This is a genomic window from Bdellovibrio sp. HCB337 (genome assembly GCF_047302465.1).
In the GTDB taxonomy this organism is placed as follows: domain Bacteria; phylum Bdellovibrionota; class Bdellovibrionia; order Bdellovibrionales; family Bdellovibrionaceae; genus JACMRP01.
The window spans coordinates 1,227,832-1,241,285 of the sequence record NZ_CP178621.1; the positions used below are offsets into that span (position 1 = coordinate 1,227,832).

Here is a 13,454-nt window from a genome sequence, read left to right on the forward strand (position 1 = left end):
CCCCGCTTTGTCCCCACACGCTAGCATGTGAACCCTCCTTTGGTCCAGACCCGGTTTTTATAAGCTTTCTTGACCTTATGAGCAAAGAAACTGAGAATTATTCTAAGCATGGAAAAATTTTTGGCATTTTGGAGTCATCATAACGCGACCATCATAGAAACTTTGGTGGCCTTGATCCTTTTGTCGGCGCTTTACTTGGCGTATCGTACGTTCTTTGGCAACAAAGGCGGCGTAGATACGTTTGACACTTCAGGCGCTGGTGCAGGTGCTAACACCGCACACATCGAAAAAACATTGCAGAAAATCTTGGATCAACAATCCACATTGAAAGCTTCTGGTGCTTCAGCTGGTGGTGATGGTGCTCCAACGGAATTATTGCAAGAGCTTGGAACTTTGAAGGCAGCGCTTGAAGAAAAAGAAAAACAAATCGTAGTTCTTCAAGAAAAAGCCGCTCAGGCAGCCACGGCTGCAAAAGCGGGCACTGGTGGTCCAAGTGCAGAAGCAATTGCAGCAGCAGCTTCTGCCGCAGCGGGCTTGGCTGAAAAAGAACGCGCAGATTACGAAGCGCGTATTAAAGAATTAGAAGCTCGTTTGGCAGAGTATGAAATCATCAGCGAAGACATCGCGGATCTTTCATTCTTTAAAGAAGAAAATGCCCGCTTAACAAAAGAGCTTGAAGAAGCTCGCGCAGGTGGCGGCGGTGGAGCTCCTTCGAGTGCTCCAGCAGCACCAGCAGCTCCGGCGGCGGCGCCAGCTTCTGAACCTGCACCGGCTGCGGCGGCAGCGCCAGCGCCAAATATTCCTGAGCCTTCTGCAGAAGCTGCAAATGCGATTGATGACTCTTTGATGGCAGAATTCGCAAAAGCGGTTGAGGGACAAAAATCTGGCACCTTAGAAGAAGCTCCTAAAACTGACGACAGTAAGCTCCTCGAAGAATTTGAAAACTTCAACAAGAAGAGTTGATATGAAACAAATCCTTTTTAAAGCAGCCGTTTTGGCTTTGATCCCCAGTGCTGCGACTTTCGCAGCCATTCCTGCAGGAAAACCAAATCTTCGCCCGAAGGTGATGGAGATTTTGAATCTTCCACCTGAAAATCGCAGCCAAGCGGTTTTGACGACGACCGAAGATATGTACAAAGAATTTATCAGTGTTGCTTTCGCAGAAGATCAAAGCATGCGCCTTCGCTGGAGAGCTTTGATGTTGGCAGCTGAAGGCCGTCGCGAGAAAGCGACGCCAGATTTGCTGAAAGCAGGAGCTCATAAGCAATGGTTCATGCGTAATGCCGCTTTGGTGGCTTTAGCAGAAGTGAATCAGGGCGAAGCTCAGAAACTTGCAAAGAAGTTACTCAAAGACAAAGCTTTAGTGGTTCGTTCTGCGGCTGTAGATGTTTTGCAAAAAAATCCGCGCCCTGAAGTGCGTGACCTTCTTTGGGAAGAAATGAATCAAAAATACAACTATCGCAATAAAGAGAGCCTTTGGATCCGCGCTCAAATCGTGGATGCGATGGCTCAGACCCCTGCGGATCACGAGTTGAAGATCTTCAATAGACTTTTAAATGATAAAGATACCCGTGTCCAAGCCGCAGCCGTTGGTGGAATGGAAAAGCTCACAGGCGTAAAGTTGGGCGACAACAATTCGACTCGCGAGAAATTGGTGTTGTTGTGGAAAGATTACGCTCGTAAAGAAAAGTTAGCTTTATAATTCGCATGTTCTGGGTGCACTGCCCAGACAACATGCCCTCGAAAGTTTGCGGGGGCCTTGAACTCCGCAAACTCCAAATGATCCCAATGATAATTCAAAGCCATCGAGTACTCTTTTTTCTCTAGCAAGTGAATCTTGCCAGTTGAAGAGTCGATTTCAATCTTGTTCATAGGGTATTGAAATCCCAGGCCAATACATTTCATCGCAGCTTCTTTAATTGTCCAAAAATAGTAAAAGCTCTGTGCGTCCTTCTGAGTAATTTTTTGCAGTTCTTGAGGCGCGCAGATGCGTTTGAAAAGATTTTCGTTAAAAGGACTCACGTGTTGAATATCGATGCCGACGTTGAAGATCCGAGAACAAGCCACGGCAACTGCAGTGTCAGAGTGACTCAGGCTAAAAGAAAGATCGGGATGGTTTCTAAGGACGGGACGACCTGAGGGCAAATGTTCAAGCGCGAGAGATTCAATGGTAGCACCTAAAAACTGCGCCAAACATTGCACTAGAAAGTCTCTGGCTTCTTTGCGGAACGATTGGGGATCGTCTAGATCCATGAGGCTTTTTTGGTAGACTTGAATCATAGTCTGATCTTAGCGGGGTTCCCGAAGATAGCAAGACTTTCATCGCTATTGTAAGTCTCGATTCATCTGCGTAAAATAAGGACTCCATGCAAAAATTAGAGATTCCGAGCATTCAAGAGTTTTTAGAGAAAAGCTGTCGCAAGTTTGGCAACAGAGCGCAGTTTTCTGTGCTCGAATTGGATTCTGCGGGGCGCGCCAATATTAACTCTATTACGGGGTTAGATTTTTTAGCAAAAGTAAACGATCTTAGAAGACGCCAAGCCGTTGCAGGGATTGGCGCTGACTCTCGTGTAGCGATGCTTGGAGAAAGTTCCGTTGATTGGATTGCCAATTTCTTTGCAGCCCTTTCTGTGGGTAGTACGATTTGCTCGATAGATATTAAATGGACTCCCCACGAGATCGACACAGTCTTGTCTCACTACCAGGGAAGCCACTTGATTGTCAGTGATGCATGGTGGGAAAAGGCTTTGCAGTTTATAGCTGTGAAAGATCACCAGGTGAAACTCATTCGCTTATCGGACTTTGCGAAATTTTCAGAAAGCATTTTGGAAGAGATTCCTGCCAGATCTGATAGAATGTCGGATCTAGTTTTGTATACTTCAGGATCAACGGGTTCACCTAAAGGCGTTGTGCTTCCGATATCAGCGGTTTTGTATGAGGCTGGAATTTTAGCTTATTCTTTCGAACCTCCTCCAGAAGAGCTTCGTGTGCTATTTTCGTTGCTGCCCTTAAATCACGTTTATGGTCTTTCTTCGGGGCTTTTCGTGACAATGGAGGGTGGTTACGAACTTTGTCTTTCACAAAGTGTTAATCCTCAACACATTCAGCAGATTTTACGAGAGCGTAAAGTGCGGCGCTTTTTCACCATTCCGTTATTTTTGAATTTGATCAAAAATTCGGTCGAAGCCAAAGTGCAGAATCAGCCGCTGATGAAGCGTTTGATTTTCCGTTTAGCAATGGCCTTGAATCAACGTTTGAAATCTGAACGTATCGCTAAAGTATTTTTTAAACCGATTCGCGAAGCTCTCAGTGATACCTTGGAGTTCTTTGTTTCAGGCGGAGCTCCGTTGGATGTCAAAACAGCCCGCTTTTTTAGTGCGGTCGGTTGGCCGGTTTATAACGGCTATGGCTTGACCGAAACGGGTCCTGTGATTGCCGTCAACACGGCCGATTATCACCGTGACGGGAGCGTCGGAAAACCGCTTGCGGGTGTCGATGTAAAAATTGTTGCGACCGGGGACAACGAAAATCCCAACGTCGGAGAAATCTGGGTTAAAGGACCGAATGTATTTACTGAATATTATCGTGAACCTGTTTTAACTTCCGAAGCAAAAAACGCTCAAGGGTGGTTTAGGACGGGGGACTTGGGAACTTTGGATAGCGATGGCTACTTGAGTATTGTCGGACGTCGCAAGAGTTTGATTGTGCTTTCAAGTGGCAAAAAAGTGCAGCCCGAAGAAGTGGAAGAGATTCTAGAGCAGAATCCGCAACTCAAAGCCTCTTGTCTTACGCTTGTGAAAAAACAAGGGACAGAAATTCTTGTCGCTATCATTGAGCTTCGTGATGAAGTTTGGGATGCTGAGCGCGTGCAAGGGATTACGGCAGATCTAAAAAAACGTTGCGAAGTTTTGGCGCCTTATAAGCGTCCTCAGGAAATTCGTCTTCGTAAGACACCGTTTCAAATGACCAGCAGCCAAAAAGTAAAACGTCATGTGGTTCAGTATGAAATCGACAAGGGACTTCTCTAAATGAAAAGAAATACGAAGCTGATCATTCTTGGGGCCGTTGGTCTGACCTTAGCCTTTTACGTCCAAAAACTTTTGCAAGATGCCGGGGCCTTTCGACAAATTACACCCGTAGCTTACGGCCAATGTCAGAAGGTAGGGAATCTATTAGGTCCCGAAGATTTCGCGCTTTTGCAGAACGGAAAAGTCATTATCAGTGCCGAGCCTCGCGATGGCGGTGAGGGCGATCTGCATGTTTATGATCCGGTTCAGCGTGTAGTCACAAAACTTAAACCCGAGCCAGAATTGGAATTTGATTTTCGTCCTCATGGCATCGATGTTTTTGAAACTGCCGAGCGCACTCTCGTGTATGCCGTCAACCACCGCACCGATTTTGAGACTACTGTAGAGGTTTTTGAATATCGTGGAGATAAGTTACTCTTTTTGAAAACCTTAATTGATCCATTCTTTCAATCTGGCAACGATATAGCCGTGTTGAGTGAAGATCGTTTCTATCTCACCAGTGACTTTGGGACTCCTCGCAAGCCTGTTCAGAAGGTGACTCAATATCTTCGCCATGCGACGGGTTATGTGTCGTTTTTTGATGGCAAGAAAGCTGATTTAGTTATTCCTAGTGTTTTTTATGCTAACGGCCTTACGCTGAATACGGCAAAAACAACTCTGTTTGTGGCTGGTATGCTTGAGAAGACAGTCCGTGTTTACGATATCAGCTCTGGAAAACCCCAATACGTTAAAACCCTTCATGTCGACGGGGGACCTGATAATATTCGCTGGGCTCACGAGAAGCTTTTTGTAGCGGCACACCCGAAACTCTTAACGCTGAAACAAGAAAGCGAAGATCGCGCGATCAAAGCGCCGTCGCAGATTATCGAATACTCTGATCTCAATGCGAAAGAATCAAAAAGTATCATTCTGTATGCGAATCAAGGGGATGAGATATCCAGTGCGAGTATTGCGATGCCGTTAGAAGAAAATCGTCTGCTCATCGGCAGTGTCTTTGACAATCAAATTTTAGATTGCAAAAAATAACTCAAAATTCTGTTTGTCTGTGATCATTTAGCGCATCATGTGCGCTAGTGGATCATTGGCAGCGCTTTTTTTAGGTCGATATTCTTCTGCTCAAGAAATCCTTCGATGTCGGCAACAAAGCTCTTATAAGTATTGTGGTTGAAGGATTTAGGAGCTGGGACGCCATTATAGACTTCAGGTTTTGCCAAGAATCTTAAGGCAGAATTGAGTTGGAAAATTCTCAACCCGGTCTGTACGTCAAATTGGTATTTGGTTTTTAGATCCTCTGCCAATTTATAAATAAAACGATCACGAATCGGCACCACTGATGCCGTGGCTAATTCGTGAATGGCCACTTCGCAGGATTTTGGATTATTAGTTTGCACGCAAGCTTTGCCAGCCACCGAAGATCTTGATTTAGAAACTTGGGATTGGCTTTGGGGGATCCAAACTTGGATATCAGTTGCCAATTGCTTCATAGTTTTATGAAACAAAATAAAGGCTTCCTGACCAGTGAGATCATCGCGGTATTCAGAGGCCCGAGCACCCTGAACGGATAATAAAAGGACTAACATCAAGAGTGATTTCATAGAGGTGTTCAAAATCATCTAGGCTTCCGTCTCTACGATCCATGTATCTGGATCGTCAAAAAGCTGTTCGAGCAAACCTTTCGAGAACAAGTAGTCTTCCTTAAAGAGCTCATGCAGTGTTAATGCATTTTTTGTCAGCTCTTGATAAGAATACGTGCGGCTTAGGTACTCTTCCTTAGGCATTCTAGGTTTTACAGGCTTTGCCACCTTCTGACCGTACAAGAGGGTGTCGTAGCTATTGCTGTTGAATACTAGTGATTCCAAAGCTGTGTACGGAGAATTTGTACCAAGGTTGCTAGAAGAGAGTGGTTGGCGCTGATTGAAAAGATCGACAATCAGTTGCGCATCTCCGATGTTGGTATTTTCGCGGCACCATTGCCAGTACGGCGTATCCAGTTGCTTATTGTATTTGTAGTGAATACCGAGGAACCAACGGAAGGTATCCCAAGTAACAGCGATTTCTTGATTGAGCGCCGCAATGGAAGCGCGATCTTGATGATTGTTTGGCATTAAACGACACAAAGTCATAATGCTGTGGACGGCCGTTTGAATAGCAGTCGACTCTAAAGGCTCGACGAAACCGTAAGCATTGCCAAGACCAAATACGTTTTTATTCCAAGCTTGTTTGTGACGGCCCGAACGGAATTCCACCATTTTGTATTTTTCAATAGGGCCAAATTTCGCACGGACTTCTTTTAGTGCCGTTTCTTCGTCGCAGTAAAGCGTCGAATGAACATATCCGTGATGGTTTTCTTTACGCATCGGAATTGTCCAGCACCAGCCATTGTTCATTGTTGTACAACGAGTGAAAGGTCCAATCACATCGTTGTTAGGAGTATCAAATGTCAGTGCGCGATTGTTGATCAAAGTAGAGTTAAACGGCACAAACTCGGTTTTAAGCGCTTGCTCTAGAACGCGTGAACGGAAGCCTGAACAATCGATATAAAGATCAAAAGAAAGCTTTTGACCGTTGTCTGTTTCAAGAGACGAAACGAATTCATTTTCGTCCTGATTTACCTTCACAACTTCCGCGTCAATGATTGGGATCTGACGTTGTTTCAGAGTCTTATTCAAAAAACGGATCAGATTCTTATTATCAATATGGTAAGAAAACGGAATACTTTGCAGCAATGAAATGAGCGAACCATCTTTGTTACGCAAAACTGGAATTTTGTTGTGGTCCATCAGTACAGATGACCAGTTGGCGTTATTGATTGAGTCTTCGTAGTAGTAGGACTCCTGATGATGGCCCGCAAAGAAATTAAAATTAAAATGGTAGTCCCCAGGGCAGCCCCAATCGAACTTAATTCCAAGCTTTAGCGTTGGTTCGACCTCACGGAAGAAAGTCGTTGGGTCAATTCCCAGCGTGCGATGCAAAAACGGTACGATCTCTGTCGTCGTAGATTCGCCGACTCCAATGACCGGAATTTTGCTGGATTCGATAACAGAAGTTTTGATGTGAGGATGGAGCTTAGTCAGCGCCAACGCAGCTAAATAGCCTGCTGTTCCGCCACCCAAGATGCCGATGGTTTTGATTTCCGTCGTCGGGAACTTTGAAAATTCAGTGTAACTTAGATCAAACGCATTTTCGATATGGTCAGTAATGGAAGCCATCGGAATCCCTCGTAATTTGAGGTCCCATAAAAGCATTTTTTCAGCTCTTTTTCAAACGGGCATTGAGCAGAGCTTGCGCTTTGGAAAATTCTCCTACGGACATTATTTGTGGGAGGCATGATAGGGCTAATTACTATGTATTTTTAACACGAAGCGCATTCTAGGCGACGTATAGTGGGCCAAGAATGGCTTTGATGGTTTTCTTAAGTTCGTCCATGAGTTCTAAGACGGTATCATCTGTCAGGTATTCAAACTGAAAATCAAATTCGCAGTGATAGTAGTGCTCAAAGTCTGTGATATTGAGCATCAGCGGATACTCGCTGGCGGCAATAGGAAACGGATAGATGATCAAGCTTGCCTGATCAAACTTTGGCAGGTCCGAAGTGGGCTCGAGGTTAAAATAAACGTCAAAAACAGAAGAGATCTCTTTACGAAGCTCCTCGTAGGGATAGTTCATGTTTTGATAGGCTTGGATCAACTGACTTTTAACGACGCCATAGAAGACGGCAGGCTCTGGTGTATTGCCTTTGATTCTGACGGGCAGGACATTGGCACAATTACCATACATCTTGTCAGATCCTTGGTGGTCACGGTTTGCAGCCGGAACCCCAATGACTATTTCTTCTTTGGCAAACTTTTGCATCAGGGTTTTTGTAAAAGCACCTAGCAAAAACATAAATGGCGTCAGCTTATTGGCCTGACAGTATTTTTTAAGCCCCTTGTAAAGTCTAATATCCAAGTCAAAGACGATGCGCTGACCTTTGTAAGTTTTTAGGTCCGCCACGTCTTGTTTTTCAAAGCTAGGAAGTTTTACCGGGGTCGTGAACTGCTGATGCCAGTACTGACGGCCTTCGGCCTGACGCTCTGGTTGCGACCACTCCTGTCGGGATTTCAAGAACTTGTCATAAGGAAGAGTTTCTCGGAGTTGGGGATCTTCGTTTTTAAGAAACGCATTGTAGACCGTCGCTAAGTCTTCAAAGAATAGCGTCATCGTCCAACCATCAAATGCCAAATGGTGGCAGACAATAGCCATGACATGAGTTTCCTCAACGGCGTCATAAACATGAACGCGCATGGGAACTTCAGATTTCAACTGAAATTGAATCTGAGAGAGTTTGTACAAGTGATCATCCAGGGCTTTCCACGGACGTTTTTCCTCGCGCAGGCTGGTAAACTGAAATGGAACTTTGGCATTGGCATTTTCAAACCATTGGCTATTGCTACTCACATCAGCACGCCATCTGAAAAGGTCGCGGCGCGCGGCCAGATACTGAAGCGCCTTTTCAAGTTTTTCTAGATCTAAATGACCTTTTACTTTCGCACTGACGCAGATATTGGAAGCTGAAGAGCCGAACTCAGACACTCGTGTAAGATTCGAAAAGCGCTCTTGGTGCGAAATAAAAGACTGGTTTTGGCTTGGGAAGAAGCCCGTTTTTATTAGTTCTTTCGTAATGTCTTCAATGGTTTTCTTAAAGCGCGTGATGTCTTCATCGGTATGCGCGGTCGACATGAAGAGATTGCGGCCTTCCCAGATATAGAAACCTTGCTCATTCAGCATGGCAAACATCAGATCCAAATTCAAATTAGCCTTGAACCTGAAAAGTGAGCCAAAGTTATTTAAACGAATCTCAAGGCCTACACCTTCAAAGAATTTATTCATGTCAGCGCAAAGCTTCGCGGTTCTTTCATTTAATTCCGGAATAAGTTTAGAGCCTTCAGTTTTTAGCTTCTTTAAAACCGCAAGTGACGCCGCCATTGCGAGCGGGTGTTTACAGAAAGTGCCGGCAAAGAACGTCATATCATTGCCAGGGTAGGACTCATCACCGAACTTCCAGTAACCTCCGTCGATAAAGTCCATGTATTTAGAAGCTCCAGCGACGGCACCAATGGGAAGACCGCCACCCAAAACTTTTCCGTAAGAAGCAAGATCCGCTTTGACGCCAAAGTGCGCTTGAGCTCCGCCGTTGTGAATGCGGAAACCTGTGATGACCTCATCCCAAATAAAAGCAATGCCTTTATCGGCCGTGATTTTACGAAGTGCATGCAAGAAGTCGCGCGGTTGATTCTCTGGGAAGCGACTTTGTACCGGCTCTACTAAAACTGCTGCCAGTTCTTCGCCAAGTTCTTGAATAACTTTAAGGGACTCGCTATGGCCATATTCTAGAACGACGATGTCATCTACGAATTTTTCTGTGATACCTGCAGCGACAGGAATAGATTTTAAGTCTCTAGTTCCGCGAGCCAAAACCCCATCAAAGTGACCATGGTAAGAGCCGTCAAAAATCACGATCTTTCTTCTTTTTGTCGCGGCACGCGCCAAACGAATAGCTGTCATAACAGCTTCAGTCCCGGAATTCACAAAAGCCACGCGCTCTTGTCCGGTGAGCTCACTTATAAGAGCTGAAACTTCACCGGCTAGTGAGGATTGAGGACCCACGGCCATGCCTTTACGGATTTGTTCTAACAAAACTGTTTCAATGAAATCCGGAGAGTGACCAAAGAGGTTTACGCCAAAACCCATGGTGAAGTCGACGTACTTATTTCCATCGATGTCAGTAAATTGACTGCCCTTCGCTTGTTCGAAGTGAATTGGATAGATCATCTCCTTAGTGTTGGGACGGAAACCGGCACTGACGCGATTATCAGCGAGTGTCTGTCGGTACTTTTGAACATGATCTTTGGTTTTCTTGGTTTTTTTATTGAACTTCTCGATGAAATTTTTAAGGAGAAGTTCTTTTTCACGAGTTTCTTCTTTGCTCTTCTCTTTCGTCGCTGCGTTTTTGAAATTTCCTAAAACACCGCGTTGCTCTTTTCCAAGACTGCTAAAAGCTCGTTCGGACTTATTTTGTACTTTTGTCGCAGAAGGAGTATCTATTGTCGGCATTGCAGATGGAGCAACACCTTGCCCCTGAAGAAGAGCTAATTGCTGATTCATGATTTGCATCTGTTGTTGGATCACCTGCAAAACATCATTTGGAACCGTGGCACCTGTCATAGACGGAAATTGAAGGGTAGGGCTTACTGTAGCTGGGGTTGCGGATTCTTGTGGCAATTCTGCGTGAACGTAATCTGCAATTTTCATCAAAGAGTTTAAATCTTTGAAAACATCTGCAACAGGGACATTGACGTGATAAACGTCTTTGACCATTTGTAAGGCATTCATCAACACCAACGAGTCAGCGCCAATGTCCACCAGATTTTCACTGACAGGGACCTCATCCGCGGGGATACGCATAACCGAAGCTACGATTTCTACCAGTTTTGATAGAATCTCTTCGCGGCGATGAGAAGTTGTTGGAGCAGCCACAGGAACCTCCTGTTTTTGAACAGTGCCTAACCAGTAAGATTTTTTTGCAAAGCGGGATTTAGGTAAATCATAAACTCGCTGTGAAGACTTAGCGTGGGCCCAGCCTTCGCCAAGAAGCTTCAGTAGAGCGGGCAAATAAACATCCAAGTTCTCAGAGTTCTTTTCAAAGAAATGAACCCATTGAGTTTTTGGATGAGACGAGAACCTTTGCGCCATAGGATTTAGAGTCGGTTGAGGTCCCAACTCGACAAATACCTGAGTTTTGTATTCTTCCAGACTACGAACCGCTTTCAGGAACTGCGTAGGATTTCGTAGCTGCTGAACCCAGTAGTCAGCGTTTAGAACCTGCTCAGGTTCAAGCAAGCTGCCTGTCATAGACGAAACAAGCGGAGTTGTTGGCGCTCGGTAAGTAAAGTTTCGAATAGAACTATGAAATCTTTCAAGAACTGGATCCATCAACCAAGAGTGAAAAGCTTGTTGTACGATCATACGTCGGTGACGGGTTTTATTCTCGGTCAGATGTTTTTCAATGGCGTCGATGTTCGGTTGATCGGCCGAGAGCACCTGAAGCTCTGGGCCATTGAACGCAGCCACATCGTACTTAAGATTACTCGGGATAAGCTCTTTAAGTTTTTCTTCGGCTGCAAAAACGGCAATCATGCCACCTGGATTAGTTTTTCTCATCAGTCGCCCACGATAGGCGACTAGCGAAATACCCTCATCTTCACTCATAACGCCACTAAAGACAGCCGCGATGATTTCACCCAAGCTATGACCAAAAAGGACGTCATAGTGAAGCTGGTATTTCTGTGTCAGTGTTTGGGCCAACGCAAGTTGGAAAACAAACAGAAGAATCTGTCCATAATCCGTCTGCGCGAGGTCTGATGCGTGGTTTTTGTTTTTCCAAACAGAATAAAGATTGAGAGGGAAGTACATCTGTGCACGCAAAAGAAGGCCGTCGACATGTTTTCTGAAGTGAGGATCGTTAGTATAGAGTGGCTCATACATGCCGGTATATTGAGAGCCTTGCCCCGTAAAAAAGAGCGTAATTTTCGGTGGCGTCGAGTGGCGACGTTGGACACGCACCCAGCGCTTAGAAGTGCCACCGGATTTGAGTTCAGTTAATAGCTTTCCAGCGTCTTCCTCACGGTGAATATAGGCAAGAATGCGTTCTGGATTTTCTAGGCGCTGGCTAAGACTTGCAAGACCCTGCTGAGCAAGATCTCGTGGATCCAAAAAGCTTGAAGTGCTGAGCACTTCGCGGAATCCCGCTTCTGCTTCTTGCATGGTGTTGCTTGAAAATCCCATAAGTACAGGGAAGACATTTAAATTCGTAGCAATATTCGTAGGACTATCTACCGGTGTCGGAGCTTCCTCTAAAATCGCGTGAGAGTTAGTGCCACCAAAACCAAAAGAGCTGACGCTGGCCCGAAGAGGCCCGGCACTGATTGGCCAGTCCCCTAAAACCGTCGGAATGTGCAGGCGCGAAATTTTTCCCATCAGTTGTGGGTTTAAATTCTGACGACTATCTTCAAGGTGTAAGTGTGGAAATATTTTTTTATAGTACAGACTCAGCGAAACCTTAATAAGACCGGCAATACCGGCCGCAGATTCTAAGTGACCAATATTGGTTTTTACGGAGCCTACATAAAGAGGTTCATTTTCAGAGCGCGCGTGGTGGACTCTTTGAAGTGCCAACATCTCAACGGGATCTCCGAGTGAGGTCGCTGTCCCGTGTGCTTCGTGATAGTGAATTTGCTCCGGAAGCAGTTGGGCTTTATTCAAGGCTTCTTGGATCACGGCTTCTTGTGCAGAACCATTAGGTGCCGTCAGCCCACTGGATTTACCGTCTTGGTTGACGGCTGTAGATTTGATCACGGAATAAATACGGTCCTTTGCAGCTAGCGCCGCAGAGACACGTTTTAATACGACGACGCCAACGCCTTCGCCACGAACATAGCCATTGGCATCTTTCGAAAAAGTTTTGCAGCGGCCTTGAGGAGATAACATTGTCGCTTGCGCAAATGCTTCGCTGACGTCTGGCAATAAAACCAAATTAACGCCGGCGACAATCGCAATATCGACGTCCCCATGCGAGAGAGACTTAAATGCTAAATCTGCCGCAACCAGAGAAGAGGAGCACGCAGTATCGACGGCGACACTAGGACCTTTAAAATCAAAAAAGTAAGAGACACGATTTGCAGCGATCGAATGGGCATTGCCGGTGGCTGCAAAGATGTCTGCGCTTTTGGTATTCTTTAAAAGAAACGAATAGTCGGAGGCGCTGATGCCAACAAAAACACCGACGCGGGCTCCGCGTAGTTCGCGGGGAGTGTAGCCAGCATCTTCCAGAGCATACCAAGTATGTTCTAAAAGAAGTCTTTGTTGAGGATCCATACTGAGCGCTTCGCTATCAGAAATACCAAAAACATCTGCAGGGAATTTTTCAAATCCGTCTATGGCGCCTAAAAACTTAGTGGCCCCTTGAGCCCGAGCGCCCCAGCGTTGGACCCCAGCTTCGCTAATCGCGTCCTCTCCACGGGAAAGGAGTTCGAAAAACTCTTGAAGGCTTGCGGCCTTCGGAAAGTGACAGCTCATACCGACAACGGCCAAAGGCTCTGAAGACTTTTCGGAGTGAACTGCACTCGATGTTTTTAGTGTGTTCACGGAAGTGTTACTTAGAAACTTTGCGAGTGATAATATATTTGGATGATCAAACATCATCGCCACATCGATATCTTTACCAATGCGTTTTCCGACGCGGTCGATGATGTTAGCCGCCTGCAAAGACTCAATCCCCATTTCAGCAAAACCCTTTTCAAGAAATACATCCTCTCTGGCAAGACCTGCCACAGAGGATATTTCTTCAATAAGGATGTCAGAGATTTGACTCTGGCTGAGTGGTTTCAT

The 13,454-nt window shown here is 45.5% G+C and carries 8 protein-coding genes; 4 read left to right on the top strand and 4 right to left on the bottom strand.

What is annotated here, in order from left to right; genetic code table 11:
* The first annotated feature begins 108 nt into the window (after positions 1 to 108).
* Together ACLWBB_RS05945 and ACLWBB_RS05950 are read left to right on the top strand one after the other, a co-directional pair.
* Positions 109 to 963 (top strand): hypothetical protein, encoded by an 855-nt coding sequence (locus tag ACLWBB_RS05945; protein ID WP_413290691.1) that lies wholly within the window; start codon positions 109 to 111, stop codon positions 961 to 963.
* Position 964: 1 nt separating this feature from the next.
* Positions 965 to 1,702 carry a HEAT repeat domain-containing protein gene (locus tag ACLWBB_RS05950; RefSeq protein WP_413290692.1) on the top strand — a complete coding sequence of 246 codons (738 nt, stop codon included), beginning with the start codon at positions 965 to 967 and terminating at the stop codon, positions 1,700 to 1,702.
* Here ACLWBB_RS05950 and ACLWBB_RS05955 read toward each other — a convergent pair.
* A complete protein-coding gene (locus tag ACLWBB_RS05955; RefSeq protein WP_413290693.1) occupies positions 1,672 to 2,280 on the bottom strand; it encodes a 4'-phosphopantetheinyl transferase family protein in 609 nt (202 codons plus the stop codon). The genes ACLWBB_RS05950 and ACLWBB_RS05955 overlap by 31 nt on opposite strands.
* Before the next feature lie 86 nt (positions 2,281 to 2,366).
* Between ACLWBB_RS05955 and ACLWBB_RS05960 the strand changes: the two genes are divergently transcribed.
* Entirely contained in the window at positions 2,367 to 4,028 is a 1,662-nt protein-coding gene (locus tag ACLWBB_RS05960) for an AMP-binding protein (RefSeq protein WP_413290694.1), read from the top strand.
* Entirely contained in the window at positions 4,029 to 5,054 is a 1,026-nt protein-coding gene (locus ACLWBB_RS05965; protein ID WP_413290695.1) for a hypothetical protein, read from the top strand.
* 44 nt (positions 5,055 to 5,098) lie between these two features.
* Here ACLWBB_RS05965 and ACLWBB_RS05970 read toward each other — a convergent pair whose 3' ends face one another.
* The 3 genes from ACLWBB_RS05970 to ACLWBB_RS05980 form a co-directional block, all read right to left on the bottom strand.
* Positions 5,099 to 5,623, bottom strand: coding sequence for a hypothetical protein (locus tag ACLWBB_RS05970; protein ID WP_413290696.1), 525 nt, complete (start codon positions 5,621 to 5,623; stop codon positions 5,099 to 5,101).
* A gap of 18 nt (positions 5,624 to 5,641) precedes the next feature.
* Entirely contained in the window at positions 5,642 to 7,237 is a 1,596-nt protein-coding gene (locus ACLWBB_RS05975) for a tryptophan halogenase family protein (protein ID WP_413290697.1), read from the bottom strand.
* 160 nt (positions 7,238 to 7,397) lie between these two features.
* A complete protein-coding gene (locus ACLWBB_RS05980; protein WP_413290698.1) occupies positions 7,398 to 13,454 on the bottom strand; it encodes an aminotransferase class III-fold pyridoxal phosphate-dependent enzyme in 6,057 nt (2,018 codons plus the stop codon).

Coding starts and splice junctions, on each gene's coding strand:
- ACLWBB_RS05965 (WP_413290695.1), top strand. CDS start 4,029: ATGAAAAGAAATACGAAGCTGATCATTCTTGGGGCCGTTGGTCTGACC.
- ACLWBB_RS05960 (WP_413290694.1), top strand. CDS start 2,367: ATGCAAAAATTAGAGATTCCGAGCATTCAAGAGTTTTTAGAGAAAAGC.
- ACLWBB_RS05980 (WP_413290698.1), bottom strand. CDS start 13,454: ATGAAACCACTCAGCCAGAGTCAAATCTCTGACATCCTTATTGAAGAA.
- ACLWBB_RS05955 (WP_413290693.1), bottom strand. CDS start 2,280: ATGATTCAAGTCTACCAAAAAAGCCTCATGGATCTAGACGATCCCCAA.
- ACLWBB_RS05950 (WP_413290692.1), top strand. CDS start 965: ATGAAACAAATCCTTTTTAAAGCAGCCGTTTTGGCTTTGATCCCCAGT.
- ACLWBB_RS05975 (WP_413290697.1), bottom strand. CDS start 7,237: ATGGCTTCCATTACTGACCATATCGAAAATGCGTTTGATCTAAGTTAC.
- ACLWBB_RS05970 (WP_413290696.1), bottom strand. CDS start 5,623: ATGAAATCACTCTTGATGTTAGTCCTTTTATTATCCGTTCAGGGTGCT.
- ACLWBB_RS05945 (WP_413290691.1), top strand. CDS start 109: ATGGAAAAATTTTTGGCATTTTGGAGTCATCATAACGCGACCATCATA.